The organism is Lentzea tibetensis, assembly GCF_007845675.1.
GTDB classification, from domain to species: Bacteria; Actinomycetota; Actinomycetes; order Mycobacteriales; family Pseudonocardiaceae; genus Lentzea; species Lentzea tibetensis.
In genome coordinates, this window is record NZ_VOBR01000051.1 from 14,521 (window position 1) to 29,525 (window position 15,005).

The 15,005-nt window shown below is 70.1% G+C and carries 16 protein-coding genes; 8 read left to right on the forward strand and 8 right to left on the reverse strand.

All coding sequences use genetic code 11. From position 1 onward, the window contains the following. Window positions 1-19: 19 nt before the first annotated feature. Window positions 20-1,588, forward strand: coding sequence for an alkaline phosphatase D family protein (locus FKR81_RS41215; RefSeq protein WP_146360756.1), 1,569 nt, complete (start codon window positions 20-22; stop codon window positions 1,586-1,588). Here FKR81_RS41215 and FKR81_RS41220 read toward each other — a convergent pair. Both FKR81_RS41220 and FKR81_RS41225 read right to left on the reverse strand, forming a co-directional pair. Further along, window positions 1,565-2,305, reverse strand: coding sequence for a maleylpyruvate isomerase N-terminal domain-containing protein (locus FKR81_RS41220; protein ID WP_146360758.1), 741 nt, complete (start codon window positions 2,303-2,305; stop codon window positions 1,565-1,567). The genes FKR81_RS41215 and FKR81_RS41220 overlap by 24 nt on opposite strands. Then, window positions 2,302-2,721, reverse strand: coding sequence for an SAV_6107 family HEPN domain-containing protein (locus FKR81_RS41225; protein WP_146360760.1), 420 nt, complete (start codon window positions 2,719-2,721; stop codon window positions 2,302-2,304). The genes FKR81_RS41220 and FKR81_RS41225 overlap by 4 nt, the downstream gene beginning before the upstream one ends. A 200-nt stretch (window positions 2,722-2,921) precedes the next feature. On the opposite strand from FKR81_RS41225, the gene FKR81_RS41230 reads away from it, so the two are divergent. Both FKR81_RS41230 and FKR81_RS41235 read left to right on the forward strand, forming a co-directional pair. Beyond that, the gene (locus FKR81_RS41230; RefSeq protein WP_146360762.1) at window positions 2,922-3,410 is read left to right on the forward strand and encodes a YbaK/EbsC family protein; all 489 of its coding nucleotides are present in this window, start codon (window positions 2,922-2,924) and stop codon (window positions 3,408-3,410) included. Continuing rightward, window positions 3,407-3,967 carry a GNAT family N-acetyltransferase gene (locus FKR81_RS41235; protein ID WP_146360764.1) on the forward strand — a complete coding sequence of 187 codons (561 nt, stop codon included), beginning with the start codon at window positions 3,407-3,409 and terminating at the stop codon, window positions 3,965-3,967. Before FKR81_RS41230 ends, FKR81_RS41235 begins: the two co-directional genes overlap by 4 nt. Window positions 3,968-4,150: 183 nt before the next feature. On the opposite strand, the gene FKR81_RS41240 is transcribed toward FKR81_RS41235, so the two are convergent. Then, window positions 4,151-5,818 carry a DUF885 domain-containing protein gene (locus tag FKR81_RS41240; RefSeq protein ID WP_146360766.1) on the reverse strand — a complete coding sequence of 556 codons (1,668 nt, stop codon included), beginning with the start codon at window positions 5,816-5,818 and terminating at the stop codon, window positions 4,151-4,153. A 107-nt stretch (window positions 5,819-5,925) separates the two neighbouring features. On the opposite strand from FKR81_RS41240, the gene FKR81_RS41245 reads away from it, so the two are divergent. Next, complete coding sequence (locus FKR81_RS41245) at window positions 5,926-6,582, forward strand: DUF3153 domain-containing protein (protein ID WP_146360768.1); 657 nt, start codon at window positions 5,926-5,928, stop codon at window positions 6,580-6,582. A gap of 6 nt (window positions 6,583-6,588) precedes the next feature. On the opposite strand, the gene FKR81_RS41250 is transcribed toward FKR81_RS41245, so the two are convergent. Then, window positions 6,589-7,218, reverse strand: a complete 630-nt coding sequence (locus FKR81_RS41250; RefSeq protein ID WP_146360770.1) for a class I SAM-dependent methyltransferase — start codon at window positions 7,216-7,218, stop codon at window positions 6,589-6,591. Beyond that, on the reverse strand, window positions 7,215-8,099 hold the full coding sequence (locus FKR81_RS41255) for a methylenetetrahydrofolate reductase (protein ID WP_146360772.1): 885 nt from the start codon (window positions 8,097-8,099) through the stop codon (window positions 7,215-7,217). Before FKR81_RS41255 ends, FKR81_RS41250 begins: the two co-directional genes overlap by 4 nt. 106 nt (window positions 8,100-8,205) lie before the next feature. Here FKR81_RS41255 and FKR81_RS41260 point away from each other — a divergent pair, with 106 nt between their 5' ends. From FKR81_RS41260 to FKR81_RS41270, 3 genes are all read left to right on the forward strand, one after another. Further along, complete coding sequence (locus tag FKR81_RS41260; RefSeq protein ID WP_235922213.1) at window positions 8,206-9,273, forward strand: polyprenyl synthetase family protein; 1,068 nt, start codon at window positions 8,206-8,208, stop codon at window positions 9,271-9,273. Window positions 9,274-9,577: 304 nt separating this feature from the next. After that, window positions 9,578-11,089 (forward strand): polyprenol phosphomannose-dependent alpha 1,6 mannosyltransferase MptB, encoded by a 1,512-nt coding sequence (mptB, locus tag FKR81_RS41265; RefSeq protein WP_146360776.1) that lies wholly within the window; start codon window positions 9,578-9,580, stop codon window positions 11,087-11,089. Further along, complete coding sequence (locus tag FKR81_RS41270; protein WP_146360778.1) at window positions 11,086-11,943, forward strand: phytoene/squalene synthase family protein; 858 nt, start codon at window positions 11,086-11,088, stop codon at window positions 11,941-11,943. Before mptB ends, FKR81_RS41270 begins: the two co-directional genes overlap by 4 nt. On the opposite strand, the gene FKR81_RS41275 is transcribed toward FKR81_RS41270, so the two are convergent. Continuing rightward, on the reverse strand, window positions 11,936-12,346 hold the full coding sequence (locus FKR81_RS41275; protein ID WP_146360780.1) for a hypothetical protein: 411 nt from the start codon (window positions 12,344-12,346) through the stop codon (window positions 11,936-11,938). The two genes, FKR81_RS41270 and FKR81_RS41275, sit on opposite strands and share 8 nt — an antisense overlap. A 70-nt stretch (window positions 12,347-12,416) precedes the next feature. Next, the gene (locus FKR81_RS41280; protein ID WP_222598584.1) at window positions 12,417-12,782 is read right to left on the reverse strand and encodes an Rv2175c family DNA-binding protein; all 366 of its coding nucleotides are present in this window, start codon (window positions 12,780-12,782) and stop codon (window positions 12,417-12,419) included. A 77-nt stretch (window positions 12,783-12,859) separates the two neighbouring features. Here FKR81_RS41280 and pknB point away from each other — a divergent pair, with 77 nt between their 5' ends. Continuing rightward, complete coding sequence (gene pknB, locus FKR81_RS41285; RefSeq protein WP_235922214.1) at window positions 12,860-14,812, forward strand: Stk1 family PASTA domain-containing Ser/Thr kinase; 1,953 nt, start codon at window positions 12,860-12,862, stop codon at window positions 14,810-14,812. Window positions 14,813-14,864: 52 nt separating this feature from the next. Here pknB and FKR81_RS41290 read toward each other — a convergent pair. Then, a partial coding sequence (locus FKR81_RS41290) for a 3-deoxy-7-phosphoheptulonate synthase (RefSeq protein ID WP_146360782.1) occupies window positions 14,865-15,005 on the reverse strand: 141 nt, incomplete at its 5' end.

Sequence of the window (15,005 nt, forward strand, 5' to 3'; positions counted from 1 at the left end):
GAGGGTACTGTCACCCGCCATGGCGAAGCTGGTGCTCGGGCCGTTGTTGCGGCACGTCGGCGAAACCACCGCGACGGTCTGGGTGGAGACCGACGCCCGGTGCGAGGTCACCGTCGCCGGGCACTCGGCGCCCACGTTCCAGGTGGGCGACCAGCACTTCGCACTCGTCCAGCTCGCCGGCCTCGGGCCGCGCACCGAGTACGACGTCCGGCTCGACGACGACGTCGTGTGGCCACCGGAGAACCACCCGTTCCCGAAGCCGACGATCAGGACCAGGAACGTCACCAGGATCCTGTTCGGCTCGTGCCGCGCCGCCAAGCACGACGACGACGATCTCGGCCCGGACGCGCTCGACGCCTACGCCACCCGCATGGCGACCCGGCCGGACGACGAGTGGCCGGACGCGTTGCTGCTGCTCGGCGACCAGGTCTACGCCGATGAGCCGACCGACGCGACGAAGCGGTGGCTGCGCGAACACCGGCACGGCACGCAGGAGCCGGAGGACGAGGTCGTCCACTTCGCCGAGTACGCCCAGCTCTACCACGAGACGTGGGCGGATCCCGAGGTGCGCTGGCTGATGTCGACGGTGCCCTGTTCGATGATCTTCGACGACCACGACGTGCGCGACGACTGGAACACCTCCGACCAGTGGCGCCGCGAGATGAGCGCGAAACCGTGGTGGCGCAACAGGATCCGCGGCGCGATCTCGTCGTACTGGGTGTACCAGCACATCGGCAACCTCGGGCCGGACGAGCTGGCGGCCAACGCGTTGTTCAAGCAGGTTCAGGCACACGACGGCGACGCGCTGCCGCTGCTCGAGGACTTCGCCGAGCAGGCGGACCAGGAGGTCGACGGCCGGAAGTCGACGTGGTGGAGCTACCGCCGCGACTTCGGCCGGGTGCGGCTGCTGGTGATCGACACGCGGTGCGGCCGGATCCTCGGCGACGGCGTCAGGTCGATGGTCAGCGACGACGAGTTCGCGTGGATCGAGGAGAACGCGCGCGGCGACGTCGACCACCTGCTGATCGGTTCGTCGCTGCCGTGGCTGATGCCGCACGCGCTCAGCCACTTCCAGTCGCTCAACGAGATCGGCGCCCGCAAGCCCGGCTGGCAGGGCCGTGCCGCGGAACGCATCCGGCAGGTGCTGGACCTCGAGCACTGGCCGGCGTTCCGGGCGTCGTTCGACCGGCTGAGCAGGCTGATCCAGCGGGTCGCCGACGACACGAAGACGGTGTGCGTGCTGTCCGGCGACGTCCACCACAGCTACGCCGCCGAAGCGCACTTCCCCCGGCCGACGCGGGGCCGGGTCGTGCAGCTGGTGTGCTCGCCGGTGCGCAACGAGCCGCCGAAGGTGTTCCTGCCCGTGTTCCGGCTGGCGTGGTCGCGGACCGCCGCGCGGATCCTCCGCCGCCTCGCGACCGCCGTCGGCGTGCCGGAGGACCTGATGAGCTGGCGCAAGCTCACCGGTCCCCACTTCGGCAACTCCGTGGCGCTGCTGGAGTTCGGCGACGACGGCCCGCGGTTCCGGCTGGAGGGCGCGGACGGGCAGGAGCGGACGAGCCTCCTACTTGGTCGCCAGCCGCAGTAGCGCCCACATCTGCGCGATCGCGTCGTGGTCGCCGACCGGGTTCGCCATCGAGTCCGGCAACCTCCCCCACAGCCAGCGGTACATCGTCATCGGCGACGCGGACACCTCGGCGTCGGCGATGTCCGCCTCCTCCGGGGTGACCCGCCACGCCGACGACCCACCCGGCCCGCACCGCGCGAGCCAGACGGCGTCGTCGCCCGCGCGGACCGCGACGGAGCCGTCACGGGTGCCGCGCACGCCGAGCACCTCGAGCTTGTGGGAGAACCACACCGTCAGCACCTCGTCGATGCCGTCGAGTGCGACGTCGTCGGCGACCGGGTCGACGGTCATGCCCGCCGCGGCCTGGATGTCCATGCGGTGCATGGTGGTCTCGTGCGCGTAGCGCCTGCACCAGAAGCCGTAGTTCTCCTGGGCGGGCCACCACGTGGCGCACGGCTCCTCCGGGTCGTGGTCCGACAACACCTCCAGCAACGCCGACGCGCTCGCGAGGAGGAAGTCCGGCAGGTCCTGTCCCTCGACCGGATCCTGTTGGTACGCGGTGGGTTCCTCGCCGAGCCTGATCCACTCGAGTGCCATCCGGTAGCCGCTGGCGACGTGCCGGACGGTCTCGGCGAGGTTGAGTCCCGGACACGCGGGGATGCCGCGTTCCGGACGCTGGCCGCGTGCGGACGCGGCCAGCAGCGCCGCCTCGGCGCTGATCACTTCGAGAGCGTTCACTGCCTCGCCTCGTGCATGGTCCGGTCAACGATGCGGATGAACAGGTCCGCCTGACGCACGAGGTCGTCGGCCGCGCGTTCCGTGACACGGCTGGTGATCCCCGCGAGCACGGCGGCGCGCGTCGACGACGCCGACGCGAAGAACGCCGCCCACTCCCGCAGTTCCGGGGCGAGCGCGGCGAGCAACACCCACGCGCTGGTCGGCTTCGCACGACCGCGATGCGGACGGCCGCGCAACGCCAGAACCGCTGCGGCGCCGCGCAAAGCGGCCAGGTACGCGACCGCGAACCGTTCCGCCGAGTTGTGCGTCCGCGCGGCTTCGCGCACCCCTTCGCGCGCCTGCCGCAGCAGTGCGACGGCCGAAGCCGGCGGTAACGGGAGTGGGGCCTGGTACGGGAAGTCGATCGAAGCTGACATCTCGGCCTCCTCGTGGCGTCGTCGACGACGTCACCGCCGAGGGGAAGCCGGCGGCTCCCGGAGGTGGGGTGCTTCCCCCACCCCACCTCCGGGGCATTGTTCGCTCGAACATACGTTCGAACCAGGTCAGCGTAGCTCCTGGAATGGATAATCTTCAACCCGCCCCACCACGTGGGTGACGGCCGTGGTCTGATGGACTCGTGAGCTCTCTGGACCATCCGGGCATCCGCAAAGTCGCTGATGCGCTGCCTCCCGCGTCCGCCGCGGGGATCGTCGTGCTCGCGGACGCGGTGCGGACCGCCGCTCAAGCCGCCGACGCGGTCGGCGTGCCGGTCGGCGCCATCGCCAACAGCCTGCTGTTCGCCGCGATCCGCGACGGCCAGGCGTCGCCGCTGCTCGTGCTCACCTCGGGCGCGCACCGCGCGGACACCGGCCGCGTCGCGGACATCGTGAACGCGGACAGCATCAAGCACGCCGACCCGGATTTCGTGCGCGAGCACACCGGTCAGGTGATCGGCGGCGTCTCACCGGTCGGCCACCCCGCGCCGATCGAGACCCTGGTCGACGAGGCCCTGCGCGACCACGATGTCGTCTGGGCCGCGGCGGGCCACCCGCACGCGGTCTACCCCACGACGTTCGAAGAGCTGGTGGACATCACCGGCGGCACTCCGGCACAGGTGGCGTCATGACCGCTTCCCCCCGCCTCGAGCGGATCATCGAGATGACGGCGCAGGAGCTGAACGTCCGGCTCGCCGAAGCGCTGTCGCTGTACGTCACGGCGATGAACTACCCGCCGGGCACGGTCGAGCAGCGCGCGCCGATGTGGCTCGCGCACATGCTGCGCGAGGACTGGCGGTGCGTCGTCGCGCTCGGCGAGCGCGACGAGCTCGTCGGCATCGGCTACGGCTACCGCGGCGCGGCCGGCCAGTGGTGGCACGAACAGGTGCGCCGCGGCCTCACCACCGTCGCGCCGCCGACGGCCGTCGACGAGTGGATGCACGACTACTTCGAGCTGACCGAACTGCACGTCCTGCCTCGCGCGCAGGGCCGCGGGCTCGGCGAGGACCTGCTCCGCAGGCTGCTCGAGGGCGTGCACACCTCGCGGGTGCTGCTCTCGACGCCCGAGGGGCCGAGCAAGGCGTGGAAGCTGTACCGCCGGGTCGGGTTCGTGGACGTGCTGCGGCACTACCAGTTCACCGGTGATCCCCGCCCGTTCGCCGTGCTCGGCCGAGCATTGCCGGTCTGACGAATCTGACGATACCGGCCGGGACCGACAGCCGCGTTCAGTTGTCCACAGGCACCCGCGTGCTTGCCCCCGCGCGCTTCCTTGTCTGCGCAACGCGGAAACGGGCCCAAAAGTTTCGGCATGTCCGGGACTGGCGGTGTGAACGGGCCGTTCACCCCGCCAGTCCCGGCTGACCTGCGGAAATCAGATCTCGGCGAGCCGCTCGCGGAGCGTGTCGAGGCCCATGGAACCCATCTCCAGCGCCACCTTGTGGAAGTGCTTGAGGTCGAACGCGTCGCCGTGCCGCTTGCGGGCGTCCTCACGCGCGGCGAGCCACAGTCGCTCGCCGATCTTGTACGCGGGCGCCTGGCCCGGCCAGCCCAGGTAGCGGTCGATCTCGTCGTGCACGTGCGCCGGCTCGGACAGGGTGCGGGTCAGCATGAACTCGAGGCCCAGCTCCGGCGTCCAGCGCTCGCCGGGGTGGAAACCGGTGCCCTTCGGGATCTCCAGCTCCAGGTGCATGCCGATGTCGATGATGACGCGCGCGGCGCGGAACAGGTGGGCGTCGAGCATGCCCAGCAGGTCGCCGTCGTCGTCGAGGTAGCCGAGCTCGCGCATGAGGCGCTCGGAGTAGAGCGCCCAGCCCTCGCCGTGGCCGGACACCCAGCACATGAGGCGCTGGAAGTTGTTGAGCGACTCCTTGTGGTAGACGGCCGTCGCGCACTGGAGGTGGTGGCCGGGAACGCCCTCGTGGTAGACGGTCGAGGTCTCGCGCCAGGTCGGGTAGACCTCCTTGTCGTCCGGCACGGACCACCACATGCGGCCGGGACGGCCGAAGTCCGCGGTCGGCGGCGTGTAGTAGGCGCCGACGCCACCGCCGGGCGGGGCGATCTTGCACTCGAGCGACATCAGCGCGTCGGGCAGGTCGAAGTGCACGTCGCGCAGGTCCAGCAGCGCCTTGTCGGACAGCTGCTGCATCCAGTCGCGGAAGCCGTCCTTGCCGTGCACCAGGTAGCGCGGGTCGTTGTCGAGCGCGTGGCCGACCTCGATGAGCGTGGCGCCCGGCTTGATGCGGGCACCGATCTCCTTCATCTCAGCCTCGATGCCGAGGAACTCCTGCCAGCCCCACTCGTAGGCCTCGGCGAGGTCGAGCCGCGAGCCGGTGAAGTAGCGCGAGCCGAGGCGGTAGACGTCCTCGCCGACGGCGTCCTTGGTCGGCGCCTTGGGAGCGAGCTCGGTGCGCAGGAACGCCGCGAAGTCGGCGTAGGCCTCGGCGGCGGCGCGGGCGCCGGCCTCGAGGTCGGTGCGCAGCGCGGCGTCGACCGACGCGGGCGCGATCAGGTTCGCGAAGAACGACTTGCCGCCGGAGAGCCCCGCCCAGACGGAGCACTGCTCGGCGACACGGGTCACCTGGCGAACCGCGGACACGTTGCCGCGGTCCGCGGAACGGGCCAGTGACGCGCGGAGGTTCGCGATGGCGTCCGGCATCGCGGCCAGCCGCTTCGCGACAACGGACCACTGGTCCGGTGTGTCGGTCGGCATCTGGTCGAAGATGTCGCGCAGGCCCTGGACCGGGCTCGCGATGACGTTGAGCGCCGACTCCGTCTGCCCCGCGTCGTAGAGCTCCTGCTCCAGGCCGATCCGCTCCTGGAACACCGCCTTCGCGGCCTTCTCCGACGCGTTGGCGGGTTCGGTGGCGTCGATCTCGCGCAGCGCACGGGCAGCGAGCTCGTACCGGGCGGCGTGACCGTCCGGGGAGTAGTCGGTCAGCTGATCGTCGTATCCGGAGATCCCCAGAGCGGTCGCCGTGATGGGGTCCAACCCCGCGTAGTCGATCACGAACTGATCGCTGATGCCGTGCACAGTTGCCATGCGTCGAACGCTACAACGCACCCCCGTCCCTCCAACAGGTAGTTAGTTAGGCTCACGACCCGAGGCGCGGACTGCATCGTTGTAGGTGTGCTGGCAGGATGTCCGCCGTGCGTAGATCCTCGGCACTGCTCGTGCCGGTTTTCCTGCTGCTCGCGCTGTTCTCGCTGAGCGGTTGCGTGCGCGTGTACGCAGCGATGGCCGTGTCCGAGGACGACCGGATTTCCGGCGAGATCGTGGCGGCGACGCCACCGACGCAGGACAACGACCCCGGCCCGCAGCTCAAGGTGCCGCCGGAGCTCGCGAGCCGCGTGACGACCAAGCCGTACCGCGTCGAGGCCTACGCGGGCACGCAGCTGTTCTTCAACGGGCTGACGTTCGACGAGGTGCGCACGCTCTCGATCGCGACGAGTTCGTCGAACAGCCGCTACCAGCTGAACTTCCGCCGCTCCGGCGACCTGGTGACGTTGTCCGGCTCGGTCGACCTCAGCCAGGTGCCCGCCGAGCGCGCGGACATCCAGGTGAAGATCAGCTTCCCCGGCGCGGTGGTGAACACCAACGGCAGAGAAGAGGAGAACGGCACGATCGCGTGGTCTCCGAAGCCCGGCCAGGCGTCGATGCTCACCGCCACCGTCCGGTACGCGGGCGCGGACTCGAACTCGTTCTTCGGCTGGGCGATGCTCGTCGCCGGGCTGACCGCGGGGGCCGCGCTGATCGTCGTCGTGCTGGCGTTGATCGCGCACAAGCGGAGCGCGGTCGCCTACTGAGGTCGCTTACCGGGGTTTCGCGGCGAAGACGTAGCCGTTCGGGCACTTCTCCGCCGGTCCGGGCTGCCGCACGAACCGGGCCCGCACGGCCAACCCGGCGTCGCGCAGCAGGTCGGCGACGTCACCCGGCTGCTGCCGGTACCAGGTCAGGTCGACAGTCTTGCCCCATCCCTCGGTGAGGTGCCGCCGTTCGTCGCCGACCTGGAACACCAGCATCAGCTGGCCACCCGGCGCGAGCACGCGGTGGAACTCGGCGAACAGCTCGGGCCGCAGCTCCCACGGGATGTGGATGATCGAGAAGGCGGCGACGAGCCCGCCGAGCGAACTGTCGGCAACGTCCATGGCCAGCATGGACCCCACCTCGAACCGCAGGTGTGGATGGTTCCGCCGCGCGACGCCGACCATGCCCGGCGACAGGTCGACGCCGAACGCATCCAGTCCCATCCGGTGCAGCACGTCGGTCAGCCAGCCGGTGCCGCAGCCGACGTCCGCGACCGGTCCTGACCCGACGAACTCCGCGAACGCGGTGAGGAAGGCGCGGTCGAACGGCTTGCCGTCCAGATCCCACGCGGCGTAGCCGTCGGCCAGGGCGTCGTAGGACTCGCGGGTTGCTGCGATGAAGTCGGGTGAAGTCATGCCCTGGCAGGAACCAAGCCGAGCCTGCCGAGCACTTCCTTCGTCGCCTTCGACCTGTTCATCGTGTAGAAGTGCAGCGTCGAGACGCCCTCGTCGAGCAGCCGCGCGCACATCTCGGTCGCCAGGTCAATGCCGGTCGCGCGGAAACCCGCCGGGTCGTCCAGGTAGGGCTCCAGGCGTTTGCGCACGTCGTCGGGCAGCGGGGCGCCGGACAACTCGACGATCTTGTTCAGCGACCGGACCGTCGTCATCGGCATCATCCCCGGCAGGATCACCGCGGGACAGCCCGCCGCGGCGACGCGGTCCCGCATGCGCAGGAACGGCTCCGGCTCGTGGAACAGCTGCGCGATCGCGTAGTCGGCGCCCGCGTTCAGCTTGCGGACCAGGTACTCGACGTCCTGGTCGAGGTCGGACGACCGCGGATGGCCGTAGGGGAACGCGGCGACGCCGACGGAGAAGTCGCCGAGCTCGCGGACGAGCCGCACGAGCTCCTCGGCGTACTGCAGTCCTTCGGGGTGCGCGACCCACTCGCCCATCGGGTCGCCGGGAGGGTCGCCGCGCAGCGCGAGCACGTTGCGCACGCCGACCGCCGCGTACCAGCCGATCACGTTCCGCAGCTCGGCGACGGAGTGGTCGACGGCCGTCAGGTGCGCCACCGGCAGCAGCGTCGTCTCCTGCGCGACCCGGCCGGTCGCGCGGATCGTGCGGTCACGCCGCGACCCGCCCGCCCCGTAAGTGATCGAGACGAAAGCCGGGTCGAACGACTCGAGCTCGCGGATGGCCTTCCACAGGACGAGCTCGTCAGCAGCGTCTCTGGGCGGCAGGAACTCGACCGAGAACTTCAGACCGTCACCGCGCAGCCGCTCCACCACCGACGTCATGTCGACAAGCCTAGTGGCACGCCCGGCTGCTGGGACTATCGTCCGCATGGTGGAACACCGCTACCCGGTCGGCGGTCCACCCCCGGCTCGGGTGACGATAGTGCGCGTGTCCCACCACCCACTCGACGTATCGCTGCCCAAGTACGTCGAACACGCACTGACCGAATACCTCGCCACCCGACGCGCGTCCGGGGAGGCCATGGACGCGAGCTTCACCAGCGCCGTCGACGCCCTGTCCGACTTCGTACTCGGCGGTGGCAAGCGGATTCGGCCGACCTACGCGTGGTGGGGCTGGCGCGGTGCGGGTGGCGACCCGGACGGGCCGCTCGCGCAGGCGGTGCTGACGGCGGTGAGCTCGCTGGAGCTGATCCAGGCGTGCGCGTTGATCCACGACGACCTGATGGACGCCTCCGCCGTCCGCCGCGGCAAGCCGACCGTGCACGTCGCCTTCGCCGCGAAGCACGGTGAGCAGGGCTGGCTGGGCGGCTCGGAGCGGTTCGGCATGGCCGCGGCCGTGCTCATCGGCGACATCGCGCTGGCCTGGGCCGACGACATGCTCTTCGCCGCCGGACTGCCGTCCGACGTGCTGCGCAGGATGAGCGAGCCGTGGCGCGACATGCGCACCGAGATGCTCGCCGGGCAGTACCTCGACGTGCTGACCCAGGCGCGCGGTGACGCCTCACCCGACGCCGCGGTGCGCATCGACCGGCTCAAGACCGCCGCGTACACCGTCGAGCGCCCGCTGCACATGGGCGCCGCCATGGCGGGCGGGTCACCGGAGACGATCGCCGGGCTGCGGGCGTTCGGCGCCGACATCGGCGTCGCGTTCCAGCTGCGCGACGACCTCCTCGGTGTGTTCGGCGACCCCTCGGTGACCGGCAAGCCCGCAGGCGACGACCTCGCCGAGGGGAAGCGCACGCTGCTCGTCGCGCTCGGCATGGAGCTGGGCGCCGATATATTGCATGATGCACTCGGCACTCCGGATATCGGATATTCCACGGTGACCGAGGTGCGGCGCCAGCTCATCGCCGTCGGCGCCGTCGACGCCGTCGAGACCCGGATCGACGAGCTCACCGCTTCGGCGCTGAAGGCGCTCGAGGCGACTCCGCTGACCGAGCCGGCCGCGACGCGGCTGGCGGAGCTGGCCATCACCTCGACGAAGCGCTCCTACTGACGACCTGACGACGACGTCGTCGTCGCGACTTCTGCGTCGACGGGCCGTTGACACCCCGACGCCGACGAAGTCGTCGCGATCGGTCGAGCAAATAAGAGACCAGTGTCCTCTTCGCGCTCGACGACGTCGTCGAGCGCGCCGTCCACACGATTAAGAGACCACTGTCCTCTTCGCCGCGACGAGGTCGTCGCGGCGACGACCTCGTCGCGATCCAGGCGCGACCTGGCCGGTGATCGAGTCCTTCGTTAACTCCTTGTCACTTGCCTGCTGACGCCCGAACGCCTTGTGCAACGATGTTCCCGAGATGGCAACGACTCCGTCCCTTCCCCGCACGAGCGCAGAGGTCGCCCAGGAGGCGCAGCATCCTCTCGCGCCTGCGAACGCGTACGCCATCCCGATCCGCACGACGATGCTCGGGCTGCTGGGCGTCGCACTGGTCGCGCTCGGCGGAACGGGAGCGGGCGCGACGCTCAAACGGGACCCGCTGATCGCGGACACGACGCTCAGCTGGATCCGCTACGGCCACGGCCACGACCTGGCCACGATGATCTTGTACCTGGGCCTCGGCCTGGTGATCTGGGCGTGGATCCGGCTCGGCAGGCTCATCCGCTGGGGCCAGGTGAGCACGTTCGCGGTGCTGGTCGCGATCGCGGCGTGGACGTTGCCGCTGCTCTTCGCGCCGCCGCTGTTCAGCAAGGACATCTACAGCTACCTCGCGCAGGGCCAGCTGGCGCTCACCGGGTTCGACCCGTACGCGATCGGCCCCGCGGTGCTGCAGAGCACGCTCAGCGAGAACGTCAGCTGGGTGTGGCAGCACACGCCCGCGCCGTACGGGCCGCTGTTCATCCTGGTCGCGAAGGCCGTCGTCTGGGCGACGAACGCCAGCGTCGTCGGTGGAGTCGTCGCGATGCGCCTCGTGCTGGCCGGCGGCCTGGTGCTGCTCTGCTGGGCGCTGCCGGGTCTCGCGCGGCACCTCGGCGGGCGCGCGGACGTCGCGCTGTGGCTGGCCGCGGCGAACCCGCTGATCCTCATCCACCTCATCGGCGGCGCGCACAACGACATGCTCATGGTCGGCCTGATGGCCGCGGGCGTGCTGCTCGTGCTGGACCGCAGGCACGTGCTGGGCTTCGCGCTGGTGGCGCTGGCGTTCTCGGTGAAGGCGACCGCCGTGGTCGTCATCCCGTTCCTCGTCTGGGTGTGGGCCGCACGGCTCGACGGCGACCAGCGCAAGAGGTTCAAGAAGGCCGTCGGCGGCGGTGCGGTCGTGTTCGTCGGTGTGTTCGTCGCGTGCACGCTGGTCGCGGGCGTCAGCCTCGGCTGGATCCCGGCGCTGCGCTCGTCGTCGATGATCATCAACTGGCTGTCGATCCCGAGTGCGATCGGCGACTTCGTGCGCATGGTCGTGAACTGGTTCGTGCGCGTCGACGGCGGCATCTTCCTCGGTGTCGCGCGGGCGCTGGGCTCGATCCTGCTGCTGTGGATCGCGTGGAAGCAGTGGCGGGCCGCGAAGGACGGCGGTCCCGAGGCGATCCGCCGCGCGGCGATCACGATGCTGGCCGTCGCACTGCTCTCCCCCGCGACGCTGCCCTGGTACTTCAGCTGGCCGCTCGCGCTCGCCGCCGGCCTCGCGTGGACGACCGGCGGCCTCGTGGTCATCTCGCTGGCGTCGGTGTTCCTGCTGCTCGTGACGTTCCCGAACGGCGACACCGCGCTCTACTCGTGGGGCTTCCTGACCTTCGCGCTGGCGGTGTCGATCGTGGCCGCGCGCTCGCTCGTGCGCCCGGACCCGTTCGGCCTGTCCAGCCGCTACGAATGAACCTCGACGCCGCGTACGCCAGCTGTCGCCGGATCAACGCCCGGTACGGCCGGACGTTCTTCCTCGCCACCTCCCTGCTGCGCCCGGACCAGCGTCCCGCTGTGCACGCGCTGTACGCGTTCGCACGCTGGGCCGACGAGATCGTCGACGAGGCAGGCCGCGAGGACCGCGCAGGCGAACTCGACCGGCTGGAGCGCCTGCTCGACAAGGAGCCGTCGAACGCGGTGCTCCTGGCGCTCGCGGACACGATGCGGCGCTACGAGCTGCCCAGGGAGCTGTTCACGGACTTCCTCGCGTCGATGCGGATGGACCTGCACGTCACGTCGTACGCGTCGATGGACGAGCTGGGCCGCTACATGCACGGGTCGGCCGAGGTGATCGGGCTGCAGATGGTGCCAGTGCTCGGCACCGTCGTGCCGCGCGCCGAGGCCGAGCCGTACGCGGCACGGCTGGGCGTCGCGTTCCAGCTGACGAACTTCCTGCGCGACGTCGGCGAGGACCTCGACCGCGGCCGGGTCTACTTGCCGCAGGACGTGCTGGACGCGTTCGGCGTCGACCGGGAGCTGCTGGAGTGGTGCCGCCGCGTGCGGCGTCCGGACGCGCGGGTGAGGCGCGCGCTCGCGCATCTCGTCGCATGCGCGCATGACGTCTACCGCGACGCGGAGCCGGGGATCGGGATGCTGGAGCCGGCGTCACGTCCGTGCATGCGGACGGCGTTCACGGTCTACCGGGACATCCTGGAGCTGGTGAGCTGTGACGTGCTGTGGCGGCGGGTGGCCGTGCCGAGCGGCAGGAGGCTGGCCGTGGCAGTGCCCGGCGCCGGCCGGGCACTGCTCGCGCGGTGGGTCAGATGACGACGACGCCGACGATGTTCGACGTGGCCGAGGCGTAGACGCTGGTGCCGGGGAAGTAGAGCCGCAGGTCGGCGGACGCGCTCAGGTCGAGCCTCATGTTGAAGGTCGAGTTGGGCTTGCAGGACCGGTAGTACAGGTCCGTCCAGGCCGAGGCACCGACCTTGACCTGGGCGAAGATGTCGAGGCCGAGGGTCAGCTCACGCATCTCACCTTCAGCGTTGAGCTTGCCCTTGATCTGGACCTTGTTGCCCTTCTTGATCTTGATCTGAGGGCCGCCCGCGTCGAGCTCGAGCGTGGTGGGCTTGCCCGTGACCGCGGAGGAGGCGGACGCCGTGGCAGGCGAGAGCAGCAGCCCGCAGGCCGCCGCGATGGCGACGAACACGCGCACAATCTTGGTGATCATGGACAACAGTTCAGGGGTTCCGGGCGTCTCCCGCTCGGGGAGAAGCCCAGAACCGCCTCAACGAGTGAAACTAGAAGGCCAGCGCTTGCGCCCGTCGCTTTACCTCGCGCCCACGGTCTCCGCGCAATGCTTCGATCGGAGTGCCAGGGAGGCTGTCATCCTCGGTGAACAGCCAGCGCAGGATCTCGCCAGTGGAGAAGCCGGAGTCCTTCAGCACCGTGATGGTGCCGGGCAGACCCTTCACCACGCCCCCGGCGGCGAGGAACTGCTCGGGAACGACGAGAACTCCACCACGCCGCTCGGCGAGCAGTTGCCCGTCGCGCAGCAGCTGGTGGACCCGGTTGACCGGGAGACCCAATCGGTCGGCCACCTCCGGGAGGGAAAGAACCTCCAGGTCGGGGGCCAGTACATCTGCAGCGGCAGGTATCGCACTCACGGACGTCACGATGCCATAACCGAACTGGGAACGCCCTTCCGCCAACCGGGTCATCCTCGCCTTTACCATCTCGCACTGTGGAGAGGTCGGTTTCGAACGTGATGGGTGGACTGCTCGACCAGCGGTACCGGGTGGACACCGTGCTCGCGCGCGGTGGCATGTCCACCGTTTACCGAGGTCGCGACACTCGACTGGACCGCGCGATCGCCGTGAAGGTGATGGATCCGACGTTGTCGTCGGACCCGTCGTTCGTCGCCAGGTTCGAACGCGAGGCGCGCGCGGCGGCACAACTGCATCACCCGGCCGTGGTGGCTGTGCACGATCAGGGTGTCGACGGTGACCAGGTGTACCTGGTGATGGAGCTCGTCGAGGGCGGGAACCTCCGTGACCTGCTGAACCAGCGCGGGTCGCTCGACCCTGCGATCGCGCTGAGCGTGCTGGGCCCCGTGCTGTCGGCGCTCGGCGCCGCGCACCGCGCCGGACTCGTGCACCGCGACGTGAAGCCGGAGAACGTGCTGATCGGGCAGGGCGGCCAGATCAAGGTCGCCGACTTCGGGCTCGTCCGCGCGGTCGCCGACGCGGGTGCGACGAGCGACAGCACGATTCTCGGCACGGTGGCATATCTGTCACCCGAACAGGTGGAGCACGGCGTCTCGGACGCGCGCAGTGACGTCTACTCGGCCGGAATCCTGCTCTACGAGTTGCTGACGGGTGAAGCGCCGTACCGCGGTGACACCCCCATCTCGGTTGCCTTCCAGCACGTGAACTCGGACGTGCCGTCCATTCCCGGCATCCCGCTGGCGCTCGACAACCTGGTCCGCAAGTCGACCCGGCGGGACGCGGCGCTGCGTCCCCCGGACGCGTTCGCGTTCCTGGAGGAGCTGGAGCGGGTGGGCACTGAGATCGGCCTCACACCGCAACCCGTCCCCGTGCCCGGCACGCCGCCCGAGGAGGACCGCACCGTCATCATGCGGCCCGTGGCCGTCGCCGTCGGCTCGACGCCGCCGTCAGCCGCTGAGGCGACGACTCCGGTGCCGAAGCCCGCGTCCGCGACGAGCGTGATGTCCCGCCCGCAGCCGCCGCGCAAGCCCAAGCCCAAGCCGCGTCCGAAGAAGGTCGACCCGGTCGAGGAGGAGCGGCTGCGCAGCAAGCGCCGCTTCATCATCTGGACGAGCGTCGTCGCCGTGCTCGCGCTGATCGTCGGGCTGTTCTCGTGGTGGCTCGGCAGCGGGCGCTGGACGGCCGTGCCCGAGGTCGGCGGGCAGACCGAGACGAACGCCGTCGCACTGGTGCGCAACGCCTCGCTGACGGCCCTGGTCGTCAAGGAGCCGAGCGACGAGGTGCCGAACGGCACCGTGCTGCGCACCGAGCCGGGCAACGGCACCGAGCTGCGCAAGGGCCAGTCGGTGAAGGTGATCGTGTCGCGCGGCAAGCCCGTCGTGCCGTTCGTCAACGCGGGCGTCGACGAGCAGGCCGCGATCAAGGAGATCGAGCAGAGCGGCCTCAAAGCCGTGAAGGACGACGCGAAGAACGCGTTCAGCGACACCGTGCCGACGGGCAAGGTCGTCGGGCTCGACCCGCGGCCGGGCACGCAGCTGACGGTCGGCGGTTCAGTCACGCTGATCATCAGCAAGGGCCCGCAGCCGCGCAAGCCGGTGCCGAACGTGACCGGCAAGACCAAGGACGAGGCGTTCGCCGAGCTCCAGCGGGCCGGGCTGGAGGCGGTCGAGCTGCGCACGGAGGCATCGGACGTCGTCGAGAAGGACCGGGTCGTGCGCACCGAGCCCGCGGCGGGCACCGTGCTCACCGGCGGCGAGCGGCGGGTCGGCCTGGTCATCTCCAGCGGGTCGGACAACGTCGAGGTGCCGAACGTGACCGGCCGGAAGATGCGGGACGCGGAACGCGAGCTGGAACAGCGCGGGTTCAAGGTGAACAAGCAGTTCAACGAGCGCGGCACGTGCTTCAACCAGTCGATCCCGCCAGGCCAGCGGGTCCCGAGGGGCACCGAGATCACCATCTTCGGGGTATGAGCACGAGAAAGGGCCCCCGCCGCGGCGGGGGCCCTTTCCGTTGGATCGTGCGTCAGGAGCGGAGCATCTCCGCGACCAGGAACGCCAGCTCGAGTGACTGCTGGGTGTTCAGGCGCGGGTCGCACGCGGTCTCGTAGCGGCCGGCGAGGTCGGCGTCGGAGATCTCCTGCGCGCCGCCCAGGCACTCGGTGAC

Bases quoted from the DNA above. Each gene is read 5' to 3' on its own strand.
- FKR81_RS41235 (WP_146360764.1), top strand. From the start codon at position 3,407: ATGACCGCTTCCCCCCGCCTCGAGCGGATCATCGAGATGACGGCGCAG.
- FKR81_RS41250 (WP_146360770.1), bottom strand. From the start codon at position 7,218: ATGACTTCACCCGACTTCATCGCAGCAACCCGCGAGTCCTACGACGCC.
- mptB (WP_146360776.1), top strand. From the start codon at position 9,578: ATGGCAACGACTCCGTCCCTTCCCCGCACGAGCGCAGAGGTCGCCCAG.
- FKR81_RS41225 (WP_146360760.1), bottom strand. From the start codon at position 2,721: ATGTCAGCTTCGATCGACTTCCCGTACCAGGCCCCACTCCCGTTACCG.
- FKR81_RS41270 (WP_146360778.1), top strand. From the start codon at position 11,086: ATGAACCTCGACGCCGCGTACGCCAGCTGTCGCCGGATCAACGCCCGG.
- FKR81_RS41240 (WP_146360766.1), bottom strand. From the start codon at position 5,818: ATGGCAACTGTGCACGGCATCAGCGATCAGTTCGTGATCGACTACGCG.
- FKR81_RS41215 (WP_146360756.1), top strand. From the start codon at position 20: ATGGCGAAGCTGGTGCTCGGGCCGTTGTTGCGGCACGTCGGCGAAACC.
- FKR81_RS41255 (WP_146360772.1), bottom strand. From the start codon at position 8,099: ATGACGTCGGTGGTGGAGCGGCTGCGCGGTGACGGTCTGAAGTTCTCG.
- FKR81_RS41275 (WP_146360780.1), bottom strand. From the start codon at position 12,346: ATGATCACCAAGATTGTGCGCGTGTTCGTCGCCATCGCGGCGGCCTGC.